At 62.7% G+C, this 24,208-nt stretch carries 31 protein-coding genes; 13 read left to right on the forward strand and 18 right to left on the reverse strand.

What is annotated here, in order from left to right; all coding sequences use genetic code 11:
• The first annotated feature begins 124 nt into the window (after positions 1-124).
• A complete protein-coding gene (locus tag AVO45_RS05930; RefSeq protein WP_068345080.1) occupies positions 125-457 on the forward strand; it encodes an ArsR/SmtB family transcription factor in 333 nt (110 codons plus the stop codon).
• Positions 458-465: 8 nt separating this feature from the next.
• Here the strand turns inward: AVO45_RS05930 and AVO45_RS05935 are convergent, their stop codons facing one another.
• The 3 genes from AVO45_RS05935 to AVO45_RS05945 form a co-directional block, all read right to left on the reverse strand.
• Entirely contained in the window at positions 466-879 is a 414-nt protein-coding gene (locus tag AVO45_RS05935; protein WP_068345018.1) for a universal stress protein, read from the reverse strand.
• Positions 880-943: 64 nt separating this feature from the next.
• Complete coding sequence (locus tag AVO45_RS05940) at positions 944-1,852, reverse strand: DMT family transporter (RefSeq protein ID WP_099045716.1); 909 nt, start codon at positions 1,850-1,852, stop codon at positions 944-946.
• Positions 1,849-2,727 carry a LysR family transcriptional regulator gene (locus AVO45_RS05945; protein ID WP_068345019.1) on the reverse strand — a complete coding sequence of 293 codons (879 nt, stop codon included), beginning with the start codon at positions 2,725-2,727 and terminating at the stop codon, positions 1,849-1,851. Before AVO45_RS05945 ends, AVO45_RS05940 begins: the two co-directional genes overlap by 4 nt.
• Before the next feature lie 124 nt (positions 2,728-2,851).
• Between AVO45_RS05945 and AVO45_RS05950 the strand changes: the two genes are divergently transcribed.
• A complete protein-coding gene (locus AVO45_RS05950; RefSeq protein ID WP_068345020.1) occupies positions 2,852-3,433 on the forward strand; it encodes an FMN-dependent NADH-azoreductase in 582 nt (193 codons plus the stop codon).
• A 93-nt stretch (positions 3,434-3,526) separates the two neighbouring features.
• Here AVO45_RS05950 and AVO45_RS05955 read toward each other — a convergent pair whose 3' ends face one another.
• A complete protein-coding gene (locus AVO45_RS05955) occupies positions 3,527-4,057 on the reverse strand; it encodes a prolyl-tRNA synthetase associated domain-containing protein (protein WP_068345082.1) in 531 nt (176 codons plus the stop codon).
• Between the two features lie 254 nt (positions 4,058-4,311).
• Between AVO45_RS05955 and ffh the strand changes: the two genes are divergently transcribed.
• From ffh to trmD, 8 genes are read left to right on the forward strand one after another with little or no spacing between them, the layout of a single operon-like run.
• Positions 4,312-5,820, forward strand: coding sequence for a signal recognition particle protein (gene ffh, locus AVO45_RS05960; RefSeq protein ID WP_068345021.1), 1,509 nt, complete (start codon positions 4,312-4,314; stop codon positions 5,818-5,820).
• Positions 5,817-6,371 (forward strand): GNAT family N-acetyltransferase, encoded by a 555-nt coding sequence (locus AVO45_RS05965; protein WP_068345022.1) that lies wholly within the window; start codon positions 5,817-5,819, stop codon positions 6,369-6,371. The genes ffh and AVO45_RS05965 overlap by 4 nt, the downstream gene beginning before the upstream one ends.
• Positions 6,368-6,973, forward strand: coding sequence for a GNAT family N-acetyltransferase (locus tag AVO45_RS05970; RefSeq protein ID WP_068345023.1), 606 nt, complete (start codon positions 6,368-6,370; stop codon positions 6,971-6,973). The genes AVO45_RS05965 and AVO45_RS05970 overlap by 4 nt, the downstream gene beginning before the upstream one ends.
• Positions 6,966-7,262, forward strand: coding sequence for a chorismate mutase (locus AVO45_RS05975; RefSeq protein ID WP_420819929.1), 297 nt, complete (start codon positions 6,966-6,968; stop codon positions 7,260-7,262). Before AVO45_RS05970 ends, AVO45_RS05975 begins: the two co-directional genes overlap by 8 nt.
• Before the next feature lie 52 nt (positions 7,263-7,314).
• Positions 7,315-7,704 carry a 30S ribosomal protein S16 gene (gene rpsP / locus AVO45_RS05980; RefSeq protein WP_068345025.1) on the forward strand — a complete coding sequence of 130 codons (390 nt, stop codon included), beginning with the start codon at positions 7,315-7,317 and terminating at the stop codon, positions 7,702-7,704.
• Between the two features lie 11 nt (positions 7,705-7,715).
• Complete coding sequence (bluB, locus tag AVO45_RS05985) at positions 7,716-8,351, forward strand: 5,6-dimethylbenzimidazole synthase (protein WP_068345026.1); 636 nt, start codon at positions 7,716-7,718, stop codon at positions 8,349-8,351.
• Positions 8,348-8,866: a ribosome maturation factor RimM gene (gene rimM, locus AVO45_RS05990; RefSeq protein WP_068345027.1), complete on the forward strand. Its 519-nt coding sequence runs from the start codon at positions 8,348-8,350 to the stop codon at positions 8,864-8,866. Before bluB ends, rimM begins: the two co-directional genes overlap by 4 nt.
• A 3-nt stretch (positions 8,867-8,869) precedes the next feature.
• Positions 8,870-9,685: a tRNA (guanosine(37)-N1)-methyltransferase TrmD gene (gene trmD, locus AVO45_RS05995; protein ID WP_068345028.1), complete on the forward strand. Its 816-nt coding sequence runs from the start codon at positions 8,870-8,872 to the stop codon at positions 9,683-9,685.
• A 5-nt stretch (positions 9,686-9,690) separates the two neighbouring features.
• Here trmD and AVO45_RS06000 read toward each other — a convergent pair whose 3' ends face one another.
• The 6 genes from AVO45_RS06000 to AVO45_RS06025 all read right to left on the reverse strand — a co-directional run bounded on the left by AVO45_RS06000 (position 9,691) and on the right by AVO45_RS06025 (position 14,964).
• Positions 9,691-10,776 carry a Hint domain-containing protein gene (locus tag AVO45_RS06000; RefSeq protein WP_068345029.1) on the reverse strand — a complete coding sequence of 362 codons (1,086 nt, stop codon included), beginning with the start codon at positions 10,774-10,776 and terminating at the stop codon, positions 9,691-9,693.
• 299 nt (positions 10,777-11,075) lie between these two features.
• Complete coding sequence (locus AVO45_RS06005; RefSeq protein WP_157770108.1) at positions 11,076-11,819, reverse strand: hypothetical protein; 744 nt, start codon at positions 11,817-11,819, stop codon at positions 11,076-11,078.
• A 439-nt stretch (positions 11,820-12,258) separates the two neighbouring features.
• Positions 12,259-12,552: a hypothetical protein gene (locus tag AVO45_RS06010; RefSeq protein WP_068345031.1), complete on the reverse strand. Its 294-nt coding sequence runs from the start codon at positions 12,550-12,552 to the stop codon at positions 12,259-12,261.
• 205 nt (positions 12,553-12,757) lie between these two features.
• Positions 12,758-13,357: a YrbL family protein gene (locus AVO45_RS06015; protein WP_157770109.1), complete on the reverse strand. Its 600-nt coding sequence runs from the start codon at positions 13,355-13,357 to the stop codon at positions 12,758-12,760.
• Between the two features lie 159 nt (positions 13,358-13,516).
• Entirely contained in the window at positions 13,517-14,179 is a 663-nt protein-coding gene (locus tag AVO45_RS06020; RefSeq protein ID WP_068345033.1) for a sulfotransferase family protein, read from the reverse strand.
• A gap of 176 nt (positions 14,180-14,355) precedes the next feature.
• Positions 14,356-14,964: an outer membrane protein gene (locus AVO45_RS06025; RefSeq protein ID WP_068345034.1), complete on the reverse strand. Its 609-nt coding sequence runs from the start codon at positions 14,962-14,964 to the stop codon at positions 14,356-14,358.
• 443 nt (positions 14,965-15,407) lie between these two features.
• Between AVO45_RS06025 and AVO45_RS06030 the strand changes: the two genes are divergently transcribed.
• Both AVO45_RS06030 and AVO45_RS06035 read left to right on the forward strand, forming a co-directional pair.
• On the forward strand, positions 15,408-16,253 hold the full coding sequence (locus AVO45_RS06030; RefSeq protein ID WP_157770110.1) for a helix-turn-helix transcriptional regulator: 846 nt from the start codon (positions 15,408-15,410) through the stop codon (positions 16,251-16,253).
• Entirely contained in the window at positions 16,250-16,744 is a 495-nt protein-coding gene (locus AVO45_RS06035; RefSeq protein WP_068345036.1) for an A24 family peptidase, read from the forward strand. Before AVO45_RS06030 ends, AVO45_RS06035 begins: the two co-directional genes overlap by 4 nt.
• 56 nt (positions 16,745-16,800) lie before the next feature.
• On the opposite strand, the gene cueR is transcribed toward AVO45_RS06035, so the two are convergent.
• Together cueR and AVO45_RS06045 are read right to left on the reverse strand one after the other, a co-directional pair.
• A complete protein-coding gene (gene cueR, locus AVO45_RS06040) occupies positions 16,801-17,187 on the reverse strand; it encodes a Cu(I)-responsive transcriptional regulator (RefSeq protein WP_068345037.1) in 387 nt (128 codons plus the stop codon).
• A 14-nt stretch (positions 17,188-17,201) separates the two neighbouring features.
• Positions 17,202-19,709, reverse strand: a complete 2,508-nt coding sequence (locus tag AVO45_RS06045) for a heavy metal translocating P-type ATPase (protein ID WP_068345038.1) — start codon at positions 19,707-19,709, stop codon at positions 17,202-17,204.
• Positions 19,710-19,907: 198 nt separating this feature from the next.
• Between AVO45_RS06045 and AVO45_RS06050 the strand changes: the two genes are divergently transcribed.
• A complete protein-coding gene (locus AVO45_RS06050) occupies positions 19,908-20,105 on the forward strand; it encodes a heavy-metal-associated domain-containing protein (RefSeq protein WP_068345083.1) in 198 nt (65 codons plus the stop codon).
• Between the two features lie 21 nt (positions 20,106-20,126).
• Here the strand turns inward: AVO45_RS06050 and AVO45_RS06055 are convergent, their stop codons facing one another.
• Genes AVO45_RS06055 through AVO45_RS06080 form a run of 6 tightly spaced genes read right to left on the reverse strand, consistent with a single transcriptional unit; the run spans position 20,127 to position 23,730 of the window.
• A complete protein-coding gene (locus tag AVO45_RS06055) occupies positions 20,127-20,819 on the reverse strand; it encodes a DsbA family protein (RefSeq protein WP_082688689.1) in 693 nt (230 codons plus the stop codon).
• Between the two features lie 37 nt (positions 20,820-20,856).
• Complete coding sequence (locus AVO45_RS06060) at positions 20,857-21,333, reverse strand: c-type cytochrome (RefSeq protein WP_068345040.1); 477 nt, start codon at positions 21,331-21,333, stop codon at positions 20,857-20,859.
• 36 nt (positions 21,334-21,369) lie between these two features.
• The gene (locus AVO45_RS06065; protein WP_068345041.1) at positions 21,370-22,269 is read right to left on the reverse strand and encodes a c-type cytochrome; all 900 of its coding nucleotides are present in this window, start codon (positions 22,267-22,269) and stop codon (positions 21,370-21,372) included.
• Positions 22,270-22,278: 9 nt separating this feature from the next.
• Entirely contained in the window at positions 22,279-22,881 is a 603-nt protein-coding gene (locus AVO45_RS06070) for a c-type cytochrome (RefSeq protein ID WP_205627859.1), read from the reverse strand.
• Positions 22,882-22,935: 54 nt separating this feature from the next.
• Entirely contained in the window at positions 22,936-23,277 is a 342-nt protein-coding gene (locus tag AVO45_RS06075; protein WP_157770112.1) for a hypothetical protein, read from the reverse strand.
• Between the two features lie 3 nt (positions 23,278-23,280).
• Positions 23,281-23,730, reverse strand: a complete 450-nt coding sequence (locus tag AVO45_RS06080; RefSeq protein ID WP_068345043.1) for a c-type cytochrome — start codon at positions 23,728-23,730, stop codon at positions 23,281-23,283.
• Positions 23,731-24,208: the final 478 nt, after the last annotated feature.

A 24,208-nucleotide genomic window follows, 5' to 3' on the forward strand; every position in this document is an offset into this window, starting at 1 on the left:
GAAACTCCCCAACCCCGAGGTATGTGCGACCTTGCGTCCAAACGCCTGTTAGCGCGAAAGTCGCGGATTCAGCATATTCAACCAAATGGTTGACGATATGCGCGCCATGTGGTTCTGCCAAAGCATGTCCGAAGATCTCGACACCATCTTTGCCGCCCTGGCCGACCCGACCCGGCGCGCCATCCTGGCGATGCTGCTCGAGGATGACATGGCGGTCACGGATGTGGCCGAGCCCTTCGAAATGTCGCTGGCGGCGATTTCGAAACACCTGACCATTCTCACCCGCGCCGGCCTGATCAGCCAAGAGAAACGGGGACGGGTCAAATGGTGCAAGCTGGAGCCAGACGCAATGCGGGCCGCCTCGGTGTGGATGCAGGGCTTTGGCCAGTTCGAGCCGGTGAACCTGGATGCGTTCGAGCGGTTTCTGGAAACCGAGCTGCCCGGCGGCAAAAGCTGACCCCGCCCCTAGCGCACGACGAAAACCGAAACGGTCGCGTGCTTGGCCAGATAGCCGGCATGGCTGGACATCACATAGTCCGTAATGCGCGGCGCATGGGTTCCGATGATGATCAGATCCGCATCGATCTCTTCGGCAGCGCGCACAAGGTCCGAGTCCACCTCGACGGGAATGTCGTGCGACGTGATATTGTGTATCTCGACCGCGGCCCCGCTTTTTTCATGCAACGCTTCGGACACCGTGGCCAATGCCTCTTTGATCGTCTCCGGCGTGTGCGGAGCATCTGTCATGCCCGTCCCGGTAACACTGACGATGGTTATCCGCGCGCCCATGAATTTCGCCATCTCGGCCGCCACATCCATGGCCTTGGACACTTCGGGCGGCATATGCAGGTCTACCGGTATCATGATGTGATTGAACATCAGCGCCCTCCTTGGTGATTTTCCACAATGATACCCGACCGAAGCGCCAAAGTCTTGATCGACGTCAACTTTCCTGCTCCAAGGCTCCCGGCGGCCCGTCTCGTTTGAGCAGCATCGCGAGCGCCACGCCAGTCAGGGCGATGCCGATCAGGACCAAGCCCGTGGGCGCGCCGTTGCCGAGTGCGATTTCCCACAGGATCACCCAGCTTGGGGTCAGGTAGGTATAGGCCATGACCTTGGCCGAGGGCAGATACAGTGTCGCGAATTGCAGCAGAACGAAGGTGGCCGCGCTGGCGCAGATCGCGACGTAGAACAGCCCGACCCAGACGATCGCAGGCAGGTTCATCCAGTCTGTGGCCCTGATATCCGACCACCCATAGAGCGTCAGAATCACCCCCCCTGCGACCAGCATTCCAAAAGTGAAAACGACCGCCGGCTCACCCCGGTTCAGTTTCCGCACCATCGGAGTATAGACCGCATGGGCCGCGCAGCCCCAGAGATAGATGATTTCGCCCCGCCCGATCTCAAAGGCGCGGAATGCCTCCCAGTCGGCGCGAAAGATGACCCACAGCGCCCCGATCGCCCCGACGACCAATGCCAGAGCCATCCTGGGCGTCGTGACCTGCCTCAGCAGCACCCATCCAGCGAATGCTGACATGACGGGCGTCAGGGTGAAAACCGCAGCCGCACTCACCGGCGGCGCGGTCTTGAGCCCCTCGAACATCAGAACGAAATAGGTCGCGAACAGCCCGCCGAGGACGAAATAGCGCCACGGCGCGTCTGCGGCGCTGCGCGGAAAGCCCGTCGTGGCGGCTGAGACCGCCCCAATCACGACCGACGCAATGGCAAACCGGGCCGCGTTCAGGGCCGCAGGTGCGATTTCGTTCGCGATGAGCGAGCCCAGCGAGAAACTGCCCGCCACCAGCGCGGAAAAGGCGAGCATGGCCAGATGGCCGCGGGCTTCGAAACTCAGGGCTGCCACGTTTTTGCCTGTTCCTTGAGGAATTTCAGGAAAGCCTGCACCTTGGTGGTCCGGTGCAGATCGACATGGGTCACCAGCCACAGTTTGCCGGCCCATTCCGGCAACGGCTCCATCACCTCGATCAGATCCGGTTGCCGCACCGCATCCCAGCGGGCCATGAAACCTATCCCCGCGCCCGCCAGAACCGCCTCGCGCATCGGGAAGGAATCCGTGCAGCGGAAGGTGATCGCCTCGGCGGGCGCCGTAGCGCGCAGCCAGCGCAGAAAAGGTGCGCGGCTGTTTTCGTCGTCACCACCCACGAAGAAATGCTTCGGGAAGTCATCGACACCTCGGGGCAACCCGTGCCTGTCAACATAGGCCTTGCTGGCATACAGCCCGATCTCCTGCGTCAGAAGCGGCTGGACCACGTTGTCGGGCTGGTCCGGCACCGACCCCGCCCGGATCGCCACATGCGCCTCGCCATATTCCAGGCGGAACAGGCGCTCTCCGGTCAGGTAACGCACGATCAGCCCCGGATGCATCCGCTGGAACTCTCCCAGAACCGGAACCACCAGCGGCCCCAGCGACGACAGGGACGTCACCACCAGCTCCCCCGACACATCGTCTCCACGCCCCTTCATGCGGCCGACCAGTTGGTTGAACTGGTCCTCGGTCGCCTGCGCCACGCGCATCAGATCCTCGCCCGCCTCGGTCGGCGTGTAGCCGCGGGCATGACGCTGGAACAGCTTTACGCCCAGCCGGGCCTCGATCGCGTCGATGTGGCGGATGACCGTCGCATGATGCACCCCCAGCACCTCGGCGGCACCGCTGACCGTCCCCATTCGGGCAACCTGATAAGCGGTTCGCACCTCGTCCCAGTTGTTCATGGAGCGCCTTTCCTAATGTGCAAATTCCAACAGTTGATGTTATTTTTTCCATGTTTTGTTCGCTGAGGCAATGAACATATTGGTGGCATCGAAAGTTCCTCACTGCCTGAAAAGGAAACCGGAAATGTCCAAAACCATCCTTCACATCGACGCCTCCGCCCGCCGCGTCGGATCGGCGACCCGCGAACTATCCGAGAAAATCGTCCAGCATCTGGACGCCCAGCGCATCATCCGTCGTGATCTGGCGACGCCGCTGCCGCTGCTGACCGAAGACTGGATCAACGCGAACTTCACCCCGGCCGATCAGCGCGACTCGGCGCAGCTCGATCTGCTGGCCCTGTCGGACGAACTGGTTGCCGAACTGCAGGACGCAGACACCATCGTCATCGGCCTGCCGATCTACAACTTCTCGGTGCCGGCGGCCTTCAAGGCCTGGATCGACCTGGTCGCACGCGCCGGTGTCACCTTTGCCTATACCGAAAACGGCCCCAAAGGCCTGCTCGAAGGAAAACGCGCCATCCTCGCCATCGCCTCGGGCGGCACGGCGGTCGATTCGGAGATCGACTTCGCCACCGGCTATGCCCGCCACGTTCTGGGCTTCATCGGCATCCACGACGTCGAGGTGATCGCCGCCGACCGGATGGCGCTCGATCCGGAAGCCACGCTCCAGAAGGCGCGCGACGCAGTGGCACAACTGGCCGCCTGACCTTTGAAAAGCGACCGGGCGCCATCATGGTGCCCGCTCTTCATCTTTTCACAAATACTCCCGCCGGAGGCACGCGCCGCAAGGCGCGTTCCTTCATGGCAGCCAATTTACCTCGCAGCCGATCCTGTCGAAGAACGCGAAAACATCCTCGCGCGACATGGCCACGGTCCGGTCATTGACCAAAGGGTGCATGTAGATCACGTCGACCTGCTGGGCAGCCGCATCCATGAAGAACCGGACGTCGTTGCCGACGCCGTTGATCATCGCCAGCGGACTGACGGCGCCGGGCCGGATCCCGAGGTTCTGCATCAACCGATCCGCCGAGCCGAAGGACAGGTTGCCCACGCCCAGCTCGGCCCCCAATGCCTTGAGGTCTATCTCGCGGCTCTGTTCCAGCGTCACCAGGTAATTCCGCTTCTTCTTGTCCCGCAGGTACAGGTTCTTGACCCGCAAGGCGTTCTCGCCGGGCACCATGAACTGGTCCTCGACCGCCTTCGACTCCTCGACCGTCCGCAGGGGGACATGCTCGTGCAGGCGATATGACAGGCCCCACTCGGAAAGCCGCGCAAGCAGCGCGTCGGAACTCAGCGGCAGGCTGTCCTGATATGCAGAAGATGCGTCCATGAAATCCTCCTGAGCGTTCCGGGCCTCTTCGCCGAAACCCGGGCGCGATGCAACCCGCGCCGGCATGTTGACTCGGGCGGGATTTGCGCCTATCTGCAGCGCCAACACCCGGAAGCGTCAAACCTTCCGGTCCCTTGAGCCGTTCAGGGATCGCCCCCCACCAGCGCGTTGCGCCCGTGGGGGCGTTTGTGCATTGACCCATTCGTCCCTAGATATGGGGCGCCAACAGACAACCGGCGAAGGAGGCCGAAGGCATGTTTGAAAATCTATCCGAACGCCTCTCCGGCGTCTTTGACCGGCTGACCAAACAGGGCGCCCTGTCCGAGGAAGACGTCAAGACCGCCCTGCGCGAGGTGCGCGTGGCGCTGCTCGAGGCCGACGTCTCGCTGCCCGTCGCCCGCGAGTTCGTCAAGAAAGTGCAGGAACAGGCCACCGGTCAGGCCGTGACCAAGTCGGTCACGCCGGGTCAGCAGGTCGTCAAGATCGTGCATGACGCGCTGGTCGACGTGCTGCGCGGCGAGGAAGACCCCGGCAAGCTGAAGATCGACAACCCGCCCGCCCCGATCCTGATGGTCGGTCTGCAGGGCTCAGGGAAAACCACCACCACCGGCAAGCTGGCGAAACGCCTGAAAGAGAAAGAGGGCAAGAAGGTCTTGATGGCCTCGCTGGACGTCTACCGCCCGGCGGCGATGGACCAACTGGCGGTTCTGGGCACCCAAATTGGCGTCGATACCCTGCCGATCGTGCCGGGCCAGAAACCGGTGGACATCGCCAAGCGCGCCAAGCAGCAGGCGCTGCTGGGTGGCTATGACGTCTACATGCTCGACACCGCGGGCCGTCTGCATATCGACGAAGTCCTGATGGACGAGGTCGAGCAGGTTCGCAACGTGGTGGACCCGCGCGAGACCCTGCTGGTGGTTGACGGCCTGACCGGTCAGGTCGCCGTCGAGGTGGCCGAGGAGTTCGACGCCAAGGTCGGCATCTCGGGCGTGGTCCTGACCCGGATGGACGGCGACGGGCGCGGCGGTGCGGCGCTGTCGATGCGCGCTGTCACCGGCAAGCCCATCCGTTTCGTCGGTCTGGGCGAAAAGATGGACGCCCTGGAGACCTTCGAACCCGAGCGTATCGCCGGCCGGATCCTGGGCATGGGCGACATCGTGGCCCTGGTCGAGAAGGCACAGGAAACCATCGAGGCCGAGCAGGCCGAGCGCATGATGAAGCGCATGGTCAAGGGTCAGTTCAACATGAACGACCTGAAGATGCAGCTGGAACAGATGCTCCAGATGGGCGGCATGCAGGGCATGATGGGCATGATGCCGGGCATGGGCAAGCTGGCCAAGCAGATGGATCAGGCCGGTCTCGACGACAGGATCCTGCGCCAGCAGATCGCCATGATCCAGTCGATGACCAAGAAGGAACGCGCCAACCCGCAGATCCTTCAGGCCAGCCGCAAGAAACGCATCGCGGCCGGTTCGGGGATGCAGGTCTCCGACCTCAACAAGCTGCTCAAGATGCACCGGCAGATGTCGGACATGATGAAGAAGATGGGCAAGATGGGCAAAGGCAAGATGCTGAAACAGGCCATGAAGGGCATGTTCGGCAAGGGCGGCCCCTCGCCCGAAGAAATGGCCGCGGGCATGGATCCCAAGGCACTGGAAGCCGCGGCCAAGGCGATGGGCGGCAAGATGCCCGGCGGCATGCCCGGCATGGGCGGCGGCATGGCCCTGCCCCCCGGCCTGAGCGGGTTCGGAAAGAAGAAGTGACCGGCTTTTCGCTTCATATCCCCACGGTCGAGACCGAACGGCTGATCCTGCGCGCACCCCGCGAGGCGGATTTCGAAGCCGAGGCCGCGTTCTTTGCCTCCGACGCCTCGCGCTTCGTCGGCGGACCCAAGCGCCCGGACGAGACCTGGCGCTCGCTGGCCATGCTGCTGGGGCATTGGGCCTTGCGCGGCTACGGCTTCTGGGGAGTCGAGGAAAAGGCCACCGGCGCTTATGTCGGCCATGTCGGCCTGTGGTTCCCGCACGGCTGGCCCGAGCCCGAGATCGGCTGGACCCTGATGAACGACGCCACCGGCAAGGGATATGCGACCGAGGCAGCCCTGTCGGCGCGGGCCTATGCCTATGACGTGCTGGGCTGGGAGACCGCGATCTCGCTGATCGACCCGGCCAACACCGCCAGTCAGGCCGTGGCAAGGCGTCTGGGCGCGGCGTTCGATCATACCTACGATCACCCCGAGTTCGGCACCATGCATGTCTGGCGCCACCCGGCACCGGGGGAACTGGTCAACGGCGGGATGGAGGCCTACGCATGAGCATCACCTCGATCCCCGTCCTCGAAACCAGGCGGCTGGTCCTGCGTGGCCCCGAGCCCGAGGATTACCCGAATTTCAAGGCGACCTTCACCAGCTACCGCGCGCGTTTCATGGGCGGGCCGCTGAACACCTATGAATCGTGGATGCTCTACGCCGCCGAGATCGGCCACTGGCAGATCCGTGGCTATGGCATGTGGATGATCCACGACAAGACCACCGATGAAACCTATGGCATGGCCGGGGGCTGGAAACCGGCGGGCTGGCCCGAGGCCGAGATCGCCTGGGTGATCTGGCCCGACGCGGCCGGAAAAGGCTACGCGCTGGAGGCGACCCACGCCGCGCGCGCCTATTTCTATGGTGAACTCGGCTGGGACGGCGCGGTCAGCTATATCGACCCCAAGAATCTAGATTCGATCCGCCTGGCCGAGCGGCTGGGCGCAAAGAAGGATCCGAACGCGCCCACCATCGACGGCAGCGATGCGGTCTATCGCCACCCGGCGCCGGACCAACTGGCCGGCACCCAGCTGGCGCACGGCATCGAGATGGAAATCAGCCACTATGCCGACCCACTCTTCAAACCGAAAGGATGGGCCATTGACTGACGCCACCACCCGCGCCGCCGAATTGCTGAAAGAACACAGGGAAAGCATCGACCGTCTGGATGCCATCCTTGTCTATACCTTGGGCGAGCGGTTCAAGCACACGCAGGCCGTCGGCAGGCTCAAGGCAGAACACGACCTTCCCCCGTCCGATCCCGCGCGCGAGGCGCAGCAGATCGCACGGCTCGAAGACCTGGCGGAAAAGGCCGACCTGGACCCCGATTTCGCCAAGGCTTTCCTGAACTTCATCATTCAGGAAGTCATCCGACACCACAAGAAGCACCAGGAATAACCGGACAGAGGCAAGAAACTCGACCGGTCAACGCCATCAAAGGAGAAACACCATGGCAATGAAAATCCGTCTGGCCCGTGGCGGCTCGAAAAAACGCCCCTTCTACCGCATCGTTGCTGCGGACAGCCGCATGCCGCGTGACGGCCGCTTCATCGAGAAGCTGGGCACCTACAACCCGCTGCTGCCGAAAGACAGCGAAGAGCGCGTGAAGATGAACATGGAGCGCATCCAGTACTGGCTGGACCAGGGCGCGCAGCCGACCGACCGGATCGCCCGCATGCTGGAAGCTGCCGGCGTCAAGGAAAAGGCCGAGCGCAACAACCCCAAGAAAGGCACCCCGGGCAAGAAAGCCCAGGAGCGCGCCGAAGAGAAGGCAGCCAAGGCCGCTGAAGCAGCCGAAGCCGCTGCTGCTCCGGCAGAAGAAGCCGCTGCCGAAGAATAAGCAGGGCTGGCGTGCGGGATCAGACCTTCAGCGACGAGTTCCGCGCGCAGTTCAACCTGCTGCTGCGGCTCCGGCGCGACGTGCGTCGGTTCCGCACCGATCCGGTGGACGAGACAGTGCTGGCGCGCTGTCTCGACTCCTTTCGACTGGCCCCTTCGGTGGGGCTGAGCGAACCCTGGCGCGTGATCCGCGTCGAAAGCAAGACGGCCCGCGACGCCGCCCTGAAGAATTTCCAGACAGCCAATGCGCAGGCGCTGGCCGGGTATTCCGGCGAACAGGCGCAGCTTTACAGCAGGCTCAAGCTGTCGGGCATGCAGGAAGCCCCGGTGCAACTGGCCGTTTTCTGCGACGACACCACTGGCAAGGGCCGCGGACTGGGCGCTGCCACGATGCCCGAGATGCGCCGATACTCGGTTGTCACCGCCATCACCCTGTTCTGGCTCGCCCTGCGGGCCGAGGGGCTGGGCCTTGGCTGGGTGTCGATCCTTGATCCCGAGCAACTGGCCCGCGACCTGGAGGTGCCCGATGACTGGCGGCTGATCGGCTATTTTTGCCTTGGCTGGCCGGAAGAAGTATCAGACATTCCGGAACTGGAACGCGTAGGCTGGGAAGCGCGGCTTCCCGAACTTCCGATTGAGACCCGATGACCGAAAAGCGAGAAAAAGATCTTGTCTGTGTCGGCGCCGTTGGCGGCTCGTTCGGTGTGCGCGGCGAGGTGCGACTGAAAAGCTTTTGCGCCGTGCCGGAAGACATCGAAACCTATTCCCCCCTGACCGACGAAACCGGGACCGAGCGCTATCCGCTGGTGATAACGCGCCCGATCAAGAACGGGTTTGCCGCACGGCTGGGCGGGATCGAAACCAAGGAACAGGCCGACGCCATCAAGGGGATGCGCCTGTTTGCCCGCCGAGACCAGTTGCCGTCGCTGCCGGATGACGAATTCTACCACGCCGACCTGATCGGGCTCGAGGTCTATGACACCGGCGGCAAGCTGCTTGGGCGGGTCAAGTCGGTGCAGAACCACGGCGCGTCGGACCTGCTGGAAATCCACGGGCCGGGCCTGAAATCCACCGTGCTGCTGCCGTTCACCCTGGCGGCGGTGCCGACCGTCGATCTGGCGCAGGGCCGGATCATTGCCGATCCACCCGAAGGGTTGTTCTGAACCATGTCAGACACGCCATCCCGCTCTCACGGCCGCAAGGCCATCCGCCCGACGCTGAAACCGCGCGAACTTATGACGCCCGCGCCCGATCTGCACGGGGTCTGGAAGGCCAAGATCATCACGCTTTTCCCCTCGGCCTTTCCGGGCGTGCTGGGCGAAAGTCTGACCGGCAAGGCCCTGCAGGACGGGCTGTGGCAACTGGAAACCATCGACCTGCGTCAGTTCGGGATTGGCAAGCACCGCAACGTGGATGACACACCTGCGGGCGGTGGCGCCGGCATGGTGCTGCGCGCCGATGTGCTGGGGTCTGCGATCGAACACGCGATGGAGGGCGTTCGCAGCGCCAACTGGCCACTGGTCTATCTCAGCCCACGCGGGCGAAGGCTGGATCAGGCAATGGTGCGGAACTTCGCCCGCTGCGACGGCATCACCCTGCTCTGCGGCCGGTTCGAAGGCGTCGATGAGCGGGTGCTGGAACATTACGGCATTCAGGAAGTCAGCTTGGGCGATTTCGTTCTGACCGGCGGCGAGATCGCGGCGCAGGCGCTGATCGACGCGACCGTGCGGCTGATCCCCGGCGTGCTGGGCAACCAGGCCTCTGCCGAGGAGGAAAGCTTTTCCTCGGGCCTTCTGGAGCATCCGCAATACACCCGCCCCGCGGAATGGAAGGGCAAACCGATCCCCGAGGTACTGATGTCCGGCCATCACGGACGCGTGGCGGAATGGCGCCACCGGATGTCAGAGGAAATCACCAAATCCCGCCGTCCCGATCTGTGGGAAGCCTATCTCAAGGCGAGGCGTGAAGAGGGGCAGGAATAAGCCCCTCAGCCGATTACGGCCGTCGCCAGATCGCGATCCATGCTTGTGCTTTCGACCCCCAGGACCGAGAAGCCCCCCAAGCTGACGAGTTGCCTGGCTTCGCGGCGGCTGAGCGCCGGTCGGACCATTGGGCCATACCCCGCGGCAAGCCCCGCGCCGGACAGGGCCAGGGTCAGGCGCAGCTTTTGCATGCCATCCAGCAGGGTCAGGGACGTGCGGCCGGGATAGAAACTCTCTGACGCGATCCCGTGTGCGAACAGCAACTCGTGGCGCCTGAGCAGGATATGGTAATAGGTCACCTCGGTCGCCTCGTTCACATAGCGAACTCCTGGCAGGCCTACAAACCCGCTTGCCGGGGCCAGAGCTTCGGCCACCCCGTAGTGCAACTCGACAGTTGCGCCGGACACCAGAATCTTGTGCTGAGGCGAGACTTGCAAAACCCGCGACGGCAAACCTTGGCCGAAAGCGCCCGCAGCGATCTCTATCGGCCTCGCTGCCTGTTCACCGGGCTCCAGCCGCCGCACCGTCTTGCCCACCCAGACAATCGGCTCGGGCGCTCCACCGGCGACGAGAACCATATCGCCAACGCGAAGATCCTGAACCGGAACCTCGCCTCTGGGCGTCAGAATGCAGGTATTCTCGGCAAAACAGATCGTGGCTGAAGTCGGGTTCGCGTTCAGACCCTGCACGTCGATTGCCCCGTTGCCGAAATCGTCCATTTCGGCCTGAGTCGCGTTGCTGTATGGCAGAAACGCCAACCGGGTGGTCTCGCCGGCACTTGGGTAGTCATGGACGGTGATGACATAGACCGGATCACCCTCGAACTGATCCGGAACCTGGCCGGCACCGTCATTTTTCGCGGTTGGCATGGTGCCCGTCAGCGTCAGAGAGAAACTGTATGTCTGCCCACCGATCTCGACGACCGTATCCGGGTCCGGGCCGCCTGCGCCAGACTCGAGCAGCAAATCACCGCTATCACCGGATATCGTCTGGGCAAGAAAGGTTATCTCGATTGCCGGGTCGCCCGTCAGGTTCAACGCCGGATTGTTCGCAGAGTTGCTGTCGGTTCGTGCGAAAAAACTCAGGCTCATCCATCCTCCTACCCGTTTCGCCGAACAGCTTCGCCTCCACGAAAACGTTACGCGCCCCCGGGAGTAAAAAACTGCGAATTCCATCCGAAATCAAGCCGGTCGTGGAGATATCAGCGTGATCCGTAAGGTTTCCGGGACACAAAGGCACGAAGACTGGAAACGGCATCGTGGAGATGTGTATGCAAGCAATGGATGGCGTCCGCGGCACGATACAGCCAGAACTACCTCTCCCTCAAACATTTGTTCACCGGCATCTCGACCCAAACCCATGATTGCTCAAACAGGCGGCAAGTTTCCTGTCAGCCCGAGCCGGGGTCGCCGGTGCTCCCACTTCCCGAGAGCCTGAGACCAGCCGTCAACGCAAAACAGGCCAGACAGCAAAAACCGAAAAGCTTGGCGGCATCCTCGATGACGATGCGGTATTCGCCAAAGTTGTGTTCGAATATGGTATCAACGACGATCGAGGCGGCAAAGAAGCCGGCAGTCGCCAACAGAAACCCGTTTTCGAACCAGCTGAGCCACAGCACGCTCAGACACGCGACGGCACCAAGCACCGTCATGTAGAAGACAATGAATTTTCGTTGATGCGATTCGTGCAGGCGGAACAGATCGTCGAGCGCCAAAACAGTGGCAAGGCATGCGCCAAGCAACAACAGAATGACCCCTCCGTCCCACTTGCCGACTTTCAACGCGCGTTGAATTCCCGCGAACCCCATCATGGCGGCGGCACCGGTCGTGATCAAATTGCCCAACAGAGAAACCGCACCGACTTCGGAACCGCAACAGCCCTCGGCGCTGCCGGTTCGCGTGATCCTGTGCTGGGCAACGTTCAGCGGATCACGCAACAGATCACCCGGCTCCCACCAAGGCTGAGCGACCGTCACCACCGTCACGACAAGAGGAAGCCCGAACGCCAGCACCGCCAGGCCGTAGAAAAACCACCGCGGCCGCTGTCCAATGTCGACCCAAGCCTCGTTCTCTGGTGAATATTTACGGTTGACGAGATTCCAGAAACCGACCACCGCGGCGGCAGACAACGTCACATAGATCCATGTCCTGGCCGACAAGAGTTGGGAAGACCACGCGCTTCCGAACAGAGCGCTGAATACCGCGAACAGCGCGGGAACTCCTATTGCCGCGGATTGAATAGCTCGAGACATTTTTTCTTACCTCCCGCCAAACCCGGGCAAAAACCGTCTGAAATCCCTGGTTGGCCACTCGCAAACAAAACCCATGGTAGCACGAAGCCCCTCTTGCCGCGACACATTCGAAGTCGCGGACGATTTCGGGGAAACAACATGCTCCGGGGCTTACGCAGAGAAAGGCGCTCTGACGACGCACCCCAGCTTGCCATCGGAGATTTCCAAGTACGAAAAAGGGGCCTATCGAAGGGAAAAAAGCCAGTGCAACGGGGCTGCGAGAGGCCGCGCCAACGGAACTTGGGCGGTACATATGCCAGCCGCCCCAAGGCTCCAGGTCGATCTACTCCAGACACTCCCGGCTGTTGCGCGCCTTGATCTGGCAGGGGTTGTGCATTCTGCGGGCATCCTGGTGATTTTTCGCGTGGCAGGACGGGCACAGGGGAATTGGCAGAAGCACACGTTCGCCGCTCGACAGGTCCGAGTAAAGCTCTTCACCGCATACTTCCAACCGCTCGCCGCGCTCCAGCAGTTCCTCGGCCGAAATACCGCAATGACTGCATTCGGCCTCGGCAAGCGCGGTCGAGATCTCTCTGAGAGTCACCTTGCGCTGGTAGTTACATACAATCGACGACATACCGTTACACCTGAAGCTGAAGCAACAAACAACTAACTAGTCTAACACGCAATCCACAGATCCCTGCCACGCTCTGTTTACACAATTCGGTGATTGCTTTTCGGTTCGGCGAAACTGCTTTTCCGATGGCTCTTGGTCGTTCATACAGCAGAAGTATCCTTGCGCCAATTGGTACGGATTGGAAACGAGGCGCCCTGCCCAGACGTCAATCGAATCCGATTGCCAAACCCGCCCGACGCCGTTCCAGAGATTTTCGGAACGCATATCGACTGAAGACCGTAAGTGGCAACAGCACCCTTTCGCCCAGACCGTCTATGACCACGAGCCGGCCACCGCGCTCCTGGGCGCGCACGATGTTGTCGGTGCTGAGATCTCCGACGATAATTCTGCCCCTTTCCAGATCGTCGACCAGTTCCATCAGCTCGTTCAGCAATTTCCTGCGCCGCGGGTCGCCCTTCGGCAAAGCCTCGAGCTCTTCCCTGACGGTAGGTGCAAGTTTGCCTTCCGGGTCGGTCATTTTCTCGACCACCATTGCCGGGCCTTCGTTTGTACGCTCATATCCCATGAACCGGGCAAGGCGCTCAACTTCGGGACAGCCACGATGCAAGGCGGCAAGGTATTCATTCGCCTCTCGGTTCCACTGCCGCAGATTGCCATAGCGCCACTCGCCGTAACGCGGCACGAGGTGCCGACGCACCGGAACGTCACTGCGCACCTTCAAAAGCGCCCCCGCGACGGTGGGGTGATCATAGATCCTGTAATTGCGGCTGGTCCGCAACAGGCGTGCGGCAGTAAGGTCGATCATTTCGTCGGTATCTCCGCAACCCAAAACATTCTTCGTTCCCTTGGCGCTCATGCCCCAAACCACCCCGGCGATCGAAATCTGAGTTGCCCACAGCCAGCGCAGGATCAGGCTGAACGGTCGAACTTGCCCGTTTTCGCCTGTAACAGCCCCTCAAAAGGCTCAAGACGCCCCCTTGCGCAGGAACTTCAGGAAAAAGGACTTCCCCCGCTTCTGGCCATCATCGAACTTGTAATCGTAGATCTCGATGTCGCGGGCGTAGATTTCGGCGATGGCATCACGCCTCCAGACGTCATAGTACTCGCGATAATCCGACCGCTTGGATTTCTTTCTGTGACGCATCAGTGATCGCTGAATGCCAAGGCGCGCAAGGATCGTCTGCAGGTCGTCATCGAAACGTTCGAAACGTCCGACGAAATCGGCGGGCGAATTGCCCTGATCGTCAATCAGATAGGACCATTGAGGGCGGAAATACCGGATACTCAGGAAGCGCTCGGGATCCGCCGCAAAAGCCGGAACGAAATCCTCGAACGTCTTGTGGGACGTGACCTCGGTCAGTTCCGGTCGTCTTTGCGCCACGTAGTGATACGCAGACACGAAGCGATCCCAGGGATTGCGCACGAAGGCGAACTTGAAATAATCATCCGCCTCGCTTCCCAAGGCTTCCACCAGTTCGACCATCGTCTCACGACCGTCTCCGCGAGGATCGACCGCGTTGCGCTTGGTGTCTACCAGGCGATCGTGCTTCAAAAGCGCCGCGATCGACGAACCGCCGGTTTTCGGAATATGAACGAAGACTGCCTTGTGAGAAGGATAGATCGACACAACGTCTCCTCAGTGCGATGTCGGCAACCGTGCCGCCCCGGAGTTCCGCAACACAGCCCGTGCCCGGTATTCACGGTATTAGCTCTGCGCCCAACCAGTGACAAGCCAATCAGTGACCAGCCAAGCACGATCGACCTGAACCGTTTGCTGATTGTCGCCTAGACGCGTGGCCAGACCTAAAAGCGGTAGCCCAGCCTGAAAGTCAGCGTGTTGAGGTCCGCGTCCATGTCAGTGGCTGCTTCGGCAAATCGACCGTTGAGATCGCGAAATGTCAGATCCGCTCCGGCCGACCAATTGTCGTTGATGCTGTATTCGACGCCAAGCCCGTAGTTCACGCCGTCGATGTCTGCGGTGTTCGACCGCCCGCCGAACTGAAGCCCCGGATGCACACGGAGCGACGCCCAAGTCCAGCCCAAGGTGCCGTAAACCATGAAATCGCCAGTGACATATCCTACCTTGCCTCGGACATCCGTAGCCACCGTGATTTCCATCACTTCCGGTGCGCCCCCATCACTGGCATTCAGCCCTGTCAGATTGGAATAGCGAACCTCGGCGCCATAGACGAAGGATCCGCTTTGATAATTGTAGCCGGCGAACGCGCTGTAGGATCTGCCGCTACCGGGATCGTAAGAACCCGTCGTGGTTCCGCCCGCGATGATGGGATACTCGCCGTTTCCATCCGCGTCGGACAAACCGAGGCCGATACCCAGATAGACCCCGTCAAAGACCGCGTTGCCCGCCCCGTCGCCTTCGCCAGCCGAAGCCATCCCGGCAATGATTGACATTGCGAATACCAGTACCGCCTTAGTTTTCATGGCCCAACCCGAAAAAGAATACTTCGAAACTCATGACATTCCTCCGGCTGGGGCACAACCCGCCGATTCTCATCGAGCAGGCGTCCGGTGGCATTTCAGCATCAAAATTCTTCCCGACGCCGGGAGCAGAACCCTGACAACGAGAACCTGCCAAACCGGCCCCTTGGCGTCGTCCTGACGTCGCCTTGAGCCCCCTGCAACGTTGTCCACTGTTCTCACATTGCCCCCACTGGAGAGCAAACAGGCAGGTTTGTTTCGAAATCTCAGGCAAATATGCAACAAATTCCCCCCCCAATTTCGAAGGAACGTGAATTTTCCACCCGGGTTTGGAAAGCTACAGGTCGAGGGAATCATTCGAGCACCAAGAAAAAAAACAGTGTCGATGGTATGTGTAACTTTGTTGGGTGCATTTTATGGTACGGGGGACTACGAGTAACGGAGCGTGGCTGCCAACTGCGCAACATACTCAGGCGTTAATCAGCTTCATCAAATGGAGCCAGGGAGGCATCGTTCTCGAAGCCGCTCTTGAAGACATTGTAAAAGCTTTCGAAGCAGAATGCGGCGTGATCAGCCGCGTTCGTCTGAACAAGTCCACCAGCCGCGTTGCGGCTCGCGCAGACCTGCAACCGGATCGGCGCAAGAGGCCATTGACCAAGTCCTACGCGGCAGACGCGATAGGGGCCTTGGAAAGCCGGCCGAAACTGGCATCGGTTTTCAGCCTCGTACATGACAGCGACGGACGATATGAACCTGCTTCGCCGGTGTCGGACTGGATATCCCATCGGCGCCTCAGCGATGTCATTTTCATCTGCCTCGACAACCAGGGAAGCGAGATCGATTTCCTCGAACTGCACTTCGGGCAAGGGGCCAGCATCGGTTGGCAAACCGGTATCGAAACCATTGCGCCTGAACTGTCCAGGATATTCCGGGAACGGCGCGCCGGCTTGATTACCGAGGCTTTGTCGCGCCAAACGGTAGTGCCGATGGCCAAGCAGGTCATTGACAGCCCGATCCTGGGCCCGGACAACCCGGCCGGCCTGACACGCTCCGAATGGCGCGTTTGCCTGTTGGTTTCGCGTGGATTGTCGGTGAAGGCAATCTGCGAGGAGCTTGAAATCGGAAGGGCCACCGTGCGGACGCACCTGAAGCATATCTACTCGAAAACGTCGCTCGAAAACTTCCACATGCTGGCCCGCCGTCTGGTCTCGGTCGATGAACGAGAGGCGTTGCAGGGAAGACTTCGCCAGGCCAGCGCATGATGTTCGGCCTCGAGTGGCAATCCTGGCTGCCGCTGTGGATGTTCAGCCCGGTTTTGGCGGCGCTTGCGTGGACCGATTTCTCGCGGATGCGCATTCCGAATATTTTCAGCCTGGCGGGTATCGCGATCTTTTTGCTTTCGCCGCTGTATCTGGACATGAACGACGCGCTGTTGCGGCTTGTCGCTGGTTCGATCTGCTTTGCGATTTGCTTTGCATTGTTCGCGATCGGATGGCTCGGAGGCGGAGACGCCAAGATTCTGCCGGTGGTCTTCCTCATGATACCGCCGAGCGTCCTATCGACATATCTTTTCGTGCTGGCCGCTGCGATGGCGTTGGGTCTCGTGGTGATGGCAATTGTGCGCCGAACCCTGCACCAGCCGCTATCGGGATATGACTCGGTTGTTCAGAAACGCGAGTTTCCCTTGGGGATCGCGATCGGGTCCTCGGGGCTTTTGCTTGCGGCGGTTACATTTGTCGGAGCCGTGTTCTGAGATTGATCGAATAAATCCGGCCGTCGAATTGGTTGGCTACCTCGCCCCGAACACATTCAGCATTTGGCCAGATCATCCAGGATCGGACAGTCGGGGCGGTGATCGCCGGCACATTCCGCAATCAGGTGCGACAGAGTGGCCCGCATGGCCTGAAGATCCGCGATCTTGGCATCTATTTCAGCCAGGTTCTGTTTCGCGACCCGCTTCACATCCGCGCTGGCACGGTCCTCGTCCTCGTACAGCGCCAGCAAAGTGCGGCAATCCTCGATCGTGAACCCCAGAGACCGTGCCCGGCCAATGAAGGCCAGCTTGTGCAGTTCTTTTTCATCGAAATACCGGTAGCCGTTCGCACCACGCCTGGGCTTGATGAAACCGATATCCTCGTAATAGCGGATGGTCTTGGCTGGCAGACCTGAACGCCGCGCGACGTCTCCGATATTCATGGGCTTCTTCCTTCCTATTCTGCCGGTGTGGGCTGCGGGGTCGGGGACCGGGCCGGGGCCGCCTGCCCTGCACTTCCCGCCACCGGCTTGATCCAGCGCAGGCGCAGGGCATTCGACAAGACAAAGACGCTCGACAGCGCCATGGCCCCGGCCGCCAGCACCGGAGACAGAAGCGGCCCGCCAAACGGATAGAGCACACCTGCGGCCACCGGGATCAGCAGGGTGTTGTAACCGAAGGCCCAGAACAGGTTCTGGCGGATGTTGCGCATGGTGCGCTGACTGATGTCGAAGGCGTTGACCACTCCGTTCAGGTCGCCCGACATCAGCACCACGTCCGCCGCCTCGATCGCCACGTCGGTTCCGGTGCCGATGGCAATGCCGACATCCGCGGCCGCCAACGCCGGCGCGTCGTTGATGCCATCGCCCACGAAGGCCAGCTTGCCGTCAGCACGCAGATTGTCCAGAGCGGCCACCTTGCCCTCAGGCAGCACCTCCGCGCGCACATCGTCCATGCCCAGTTCCCTTGCGATCGCCTCGGCCGTGACGCGGTTGTCACCGGTGATCATGACCACCTTCAGCCCCAGACCATGCAGTGCTGCGATGGCCGCAGGAGTTGTCGGCTTGATCGGGTCGGCCACGGCAATCACTGCGGCGATCTGACCATCAATCGCGGCATAGAGCGGCGTCCTGCCCTCGCCTGCCAGCGCAGCGCTTTGGCCCGAGAGAGAGCCCAACTCGACACCTTCGCGTACCATGAGCCGGTCGGCACCCACCAGGACTTCGCGCCCTTCTACCACTGCCCGAACGCCGTATCCGGTGATCGAAGAGAAATCGTCCACGCGCGGCAGATCCAGGCCGCGCGCCTCAGCCGCCCGCACGATGGCCACGGCGATAGGATGCTCCGAGGTCGCCTCGACCGCGGCCACGAGACGCAGCACCTCGGCTTCGTCGAAGCCCTCTGCCACGTTCAGGTCCGTCAACTCGGGTCGCCCGGCGGTCAGCGTTCCGGTCTTGTCCAGCGCCACGACCTTGGTTTCCTGCAGCATCTGCAGCGCGTCGCCCTTGCGGAACAGCACGCCCATCTCGGCGGCCCGCCCGGTGCCCACCATGATCGAAGTTGGCGTGGCCAACCCCATCGCGCAGGGGCAGGCGATGATCAGCACGGCAACGCCCGCCACCAGCGCAAGACTCAGCGCCGGGTCCGGCCCAACCAGCAGCCACACGAACACGGTCAATACCGCCACGGCCATCACCGCCGGCACGAACCACAGCGTGACCCGGTCCACCAGCCCCTGAATCGGCAGCTTGGCACTCTGCGCCTGCTCCACCATCTGGATGATCTGCGCCAGCATCGTATCCGCGCCGACCTTCTGGGCCCGGAAGATCAGTGCTCCGGCCCCGTTGATGGTGCCCCCGACCACCTGCGCGCCCTCGGCCTTTTCGACCGGAACCGGCTCGCCGGTGATCATGCTTTCATCGACATAGGAAGAGCCGCCGATCACCACCCCGTCAACGGGGATCTTCTCGCCCGGACGGACATGGATCACGTCGCCCACCACGATCTCTTCGATCGGGCGTTCCTCGACCTTTCCGCCCCGTTCAACCCGCGCCGTTTTGGCCTGCAACCCGATCAGTTTGCGCACGGCCTCGCCCGTGCGGCCCTTGGCGCGCGCCTCCAGCAGCCGCCCCAGCAGGATCAGCACCACGATCACCGCAGCCGCCTCGTAATAGACATTGGCGGTTCCTGCCGGCAATGCGCCGGGGGCAAAGGTCGCGACCAGCGAGAACCCATAGGCCGCCGAGGTGCCCAGCGCGACCAGCGAGTTCATGTCAGGCGCGCCCTTGAACAGAGCTGGGAAGCCCTTGGCGTAGAATTGCAGGCCGGGGCCGAACAACACGATCGTCGTCAACAGAAACTGCAGGTAATAGCTGTTCTGCAACCCTATCGTTCCGGCAACCAGATGATGCATGCCGGGAAAGACATGGCTGCCCATTTCCAGAACGAAAACCGGCAGGGCAAGGGCCGCAGCCAACAGGGTGCGTCGCGCCAGTTGCCTGATTTCGTCGGCCTTGCGCTCTTCGCGTCCCGCTGGTTCTGCCGAGCGGACCTTGGCGGGATAACCGGCCGAAGTGGCAAGCGCCGCGATTGCCTCTGGCGTCGTCGCGCCGACCATATAGCACACCGTCGCCGTTTCCGAAGCCAGGTTGACGGATGCGTCCAGCACTCCCTCACCGGCTTTCAGTGCGCGCTCAACACGGCCCACACATGAGGCGCAGGACATGTCCTCGACATCCAGCGTGATCTCGTCGGTCACCGCCGGATACCCTGCCGCGTTCAACTCTTCGACCAGTTGCGGAACCGAAGCCGGAGCCTCGAACGCGACCTGCGCGCTTTCACTGGCCAGATTGACCGAAGCCGACGTGACCCCCGGCACAGCCGCCAATGCACGTTCGACCCGCCCCACGCAGGACGCGCAACTCATGCCTTCTACCTGAAAGCGTGCCGTCATATTCTCAGCCATGGTTTCACCATCAATATTCTGCTGGCACCGGACATAATGGTTCCAGTAGGTGGAAGGTCAAGGGAACGCGCCGTCGAAAATGCAACAGTCCTAAGAACCTTGCTCGAAACGCCGAACGCACTGGCTGCCGTTTTCCCGCTTGACCTTCCAGTGCTGGAATACTTTAGCCAGCGCCGAAGACCCGAGGAGATCACCCCGATGACGATTCTGAACGTTCCCGACATGAGCTGCGGCCATTGCAAGGCCGCGATCGAAAAGGCCGTTGGCGGCGTCGATGCCGCGGCGCGGCTGGAATTCGACATGGACAAGCGCACCGTCAGCGTCGAAAGCAGCGCACCGCTCGACACCATCCTCGCGGCGCTCAAGGCCGAGGGCTACGAGGCCACCACCGCCTGACGGGCGGGCGCCCCCATCGCCTCACTTCGCCTCGCGGGCCACGCCGATCAGGCGCTTCAGCTCGTCCTCGGGGATCAGGCCCGGGGCCAGAGCGTCGCCGATCACGAAGGACGGTGTGCCGCTGAATCCCAGCTGCTCGGCCAGGCTCATCGAGATCTGGATATGGGTCTCGACCTCGGGCGCCTGCATGTCGGCGCGCAGCTGCGCCTCGTCCATGCCCAGCTCGCGCGCCACCCGCATGACGCTGGCCTCGTTGGCGCGGCCTTTGAGGTCCATCAAGGCCCAGTGGAACTCCTCGTATTTGCCCTGCTTGCGCGCGGCCAGCGCCGCGCGGGCGGCAAAGACCGAGTCCTCGCCCAGAATGGGCCATTCGCGATAGACCACGCGCAGGTCGGGGTCCTGCTCGATTGCGCCGTGGATCACCGGGGCGGCGCGCTTGCAATACGGGCAGTTGTAGTCGAAGAACTCGACCACCGTCACATCGCCGTCGGGGTTGCCGATGACCGGCGCGTTCGGGTCGCGCTCCAGCAGGTCGCGCTGCTGCTCCAGCACGGTTTTGACCGCCTCGGCCTTGGCCTGCTGGTCGCGCTGGCGCAGGATCTCGACCGCCTGCATGACGATCTCGGGGTTTTCCAGGATGGCTTCGAGCGCCAGCCGCTTCACATCGGCCTCGGACAGTTCTTCGGCACTGGCCGCCATCGCGCCCAGCGACATCACCGCCGCCAGAAGGCAGGCAAGAATAGGTTTCACGTCAGTTTCCTTTCATTTGCTCGGCCAAGGTGCGTCGCCGCTGAAGCTCCCGCTCGCGCTCGGGCCAGGTGGACTTGATGAAGGCAAGGATAGCCCGGATTTCCGCATCGGTCAGGCTGTCTCCAAACCCCGGCATGCCGCTTTTCACCCCGGTCACGCCCATGCGTTTCAGGGTCTCGGCCCCGCCCAGCTTGGTGTAGTCGAACAGCATCCCGTCGCCATGGTGCCACGTATGGCCGGTGCGGTCATGCGGCGGCGCGGGCATCACCCCGTCCGGGCCGGGACTGCGCCAGTCGGGCTGGCCCTCGAGATCCGCGCCATGGCACGAGGCGCAGTTCTCGGCATAAAGCGCCGCGCCGCGCGCCGTATCCACCGCCTCCGGCATAGGGGTATCGCCGTTGCCCGACAGCACCAGCGCGCCGCCGGCCACTGCCAGCGCCGCGGCGCCCGCCATGAATTGCCTGCGGTCAAGCCTCATCGCCGCCCCCTGTCACATGCGGACATCCTCACGCCTCTACCCGCCATTATGGTCGTCCATCAGGTAGGTGGCCATCGCCCTGCGGTCCTCCTCGGTCAGGAAGCCGGTGCCGAATGCCACCACCTCGCCCATCGAGCCGCCAAAGGCGTCGCCGTCGGGGGTTATGCCGGTGCGCAGCGCATAGGCCAAGCTGTCCACCGTCCAGCCCCTCTCCTGCAGGGTCTCGTGGTCGATCGCCGGGGCCTTGCCGCCGCCGGGCAGCGCGTCGTTGCCCTTGAAGTGCGCGGTATCCGACTTGCGCGCGCCGGCAAGGTTGCGCGCCGTGTGGCAGGCCGCGCAATGGGCCGCGCCCTCGACCAGTTCCCGGCCCCGGTTCCACAGATCGCCATTGTCCGCGGCCGGCGCGGTGCGGGGCGGCTCCAGGAATGCCGCGCGCCACAGTTTCAGCCCCCAGCGCTGGTTGAAGGGAAAGGCCATCTCATGCGGCTTTGACGGCTCGGCCACCGGCGGCACCGTCTGGAACGCGGCCCAGAGGTCGGCGATGTCCTGGTCCGAGAAGTTGGCGTAGAACGGATAGGTGAAGGCCGGGTAATAGGGCTGGCCATCCGGCGACACGCCCTGCCGGATGGCGCGGGCGAAGTCCTCCAGCGTCCAGCCGCCGATGCCGTGCTCGGGATCGGTGGTCAGGTTCGGGGAATAGAGCGCCCCGAAGGGCGTCTCGAGCTTGACCCCGCCGGCCAGAGCCGCGCCGCCGCCGGCGGCATCGGTGTGGCAGGCAATGCAGCCGCTGGCCCGCGCCAGGTAGGCGCCCCGGTTCACGTCGCCCTTCAGATCCAGCGAATCCAGCGGCACACCGATCGGCCAGGCGATCACCGCCGCCATCCCCGCCGCCGCCGTGACGGCGGCGCCGAGGCCCAGTCGGAGAATGCGTCTCATGCCCGCCTCCTATTCCGACCGGAACCGGGTGTGGCAGGCCGAGCAGGCCTGGCTGAGCATCATGAACACCCCGTCGGCGGGCATCTCGGACAGTTCCTCGCGGCCGGGCACACCGCCCATCATCATGCCGCCCATCATGCCCGAGCCCATCATGGCGCTGCCGCCCGTCATCATGCCGGACCCCATCATCGAGCCGCCGCCCATCATGCCGGCGCCCTGCCCCGACCCGGCCATCATCAGCCCGTTGTCGGCGGCCAGCGCCAAGCCCTCGGCATAGGTGTGCAGCTGTTCGGCCAGATCCGAGAACGTGTCCCAGTCCTGCCAGATCTCGGGCTTGGCCTCGGAGGGCTTGCCTGCCGTGCCCTCGGGGAACAGTTTCGTCAGCGACTCGCCCGCGTGGCGGCCGATCTTCTCGGCCTCGCGCCGCACGGTGGCCGCGTCATAGGGCACCTTGCCCTGCATCATCGGCGTCAGCACCTTCATGCTGTCCTTCATGGCCGACATGCCGTCCATGCGTTCCTTCACGATGCCCGTCGCGCCACCATGCGCCAGAGCGGCAGCGGCAATCACGGACGCCACCGCGGCGCCCATCGTCAGTTTCAGAATATTCATCGTCTTGTCCTGTATGTCTGTTTCAATGCGCCCCAAAGGGGGCAGGTCTTGAACTCAGGACAGGACGCGCGGCGGTGGTGGATCGAAACTGGTGACGGCCAGCGCCCGGCCCCGCCCCCTGGGGATGGCCTGCGTTTCGATGGTCGCGAACGGCTCGGGCGCGGCCGGGGTCACCGTGAACATGGCGACCGCGTTGCAGAACGCGCCACCATGGCAATGGCCGGGATGACCCTTGTCGGCGTGATCGGGATCGGGCGCATCAAGCTGCTGCGGCGCGTGCACGACCCCGTCGCCGCCATGGGCATGGGCCGGCTCGGGCGCGATCAGAAGCCCGGCGAGGAACAGCCCCACCGCCAGCATCCAATACCCGATTGCCCTGCCCCAAAAACCTGTCACGGTTCAGTTGATCCCGTTCTCGCGCTGCAATTCCCTGACATAGGCAACGATGCCCTTGACGTCCCCACGGGTCAAGCCGTCGACCGGCGGCATGTTGCCGAAGCGCCAGTGATGCGCCCGCACGCCGTTCTGCACCGCCAGAAAGAATGCCTGGTCGGAATGGTGGCTCGGCTCGTAGATCTTATGCACCAGCGGCGGCGCCGAGCCTTCCAGCCCCGTCGCATTGGCGCCGTGGCAGGCGGCACATTTGGCGTCGAAGGCCGCCTTGCCCGTGGCCGCCAGCGGGCTGAACCCGTCCGGCACGCGCACCTCGGCGATCGGATCCCCCGGTGACAGCGACGAGGTGTCCGGCACCGCCATCGAATGACCCGAGGGCTGCCGGTCAAGGTTGTAGACGAAGGCGACGCCGCCCGCCAAGAGCACGCCACCGATCAGAAGTGTCAGCTTGTCCATTCCAGTCGTTCAGTCTGTTTCAGAAGGTTGGCTTTTGTCACGAAACGCCCAGAGGTCAGATCAGCTTGACCATGTCATGTGTTGCATTGATCCCTTCGATTTCCTGTGCCGGCATTCGAACAGCCTGCAATTACGGTTTTCACGGGCAGCGCGCGTCAGAGGAAACGACCGCCCCGGAAATTACAGGTTCCAGCCCCCTTTTTTGCCGATGTCACGCAACATCAGGGCAAATTGGGCTCCAGCATTTTGCTCTGCCGTGCTTCCTGCCCGATTCCAGCGCTGGAATGTCAACGGCTTCGTCGCTCACATTTCAGTAAAATGAGCATGGCAGCGGTCTTGCCGCTTCCCAAGGCGGGACTTGTGCCAGAGAGCTTCGGAAAATCGCCGCAACCCGGCGTTTCTCGCGGCAACGCGTGTTTTCGGCCGGGCGGCTTCCAACGGTTGCACGCGCAAGAGATGCCGCGCCGTGGCCGGCGCG

The organism is Ruegeria marisrubri, assembly GCF_001507595.1.
Taxonomy (GTDB): domain Bacteria; phylum Pseudomonadota; class Alphaproteobacteria; order Rhodobacterales; family Rhodobacteraceae; genus Ruegeria; species Ruegeria marisrubri.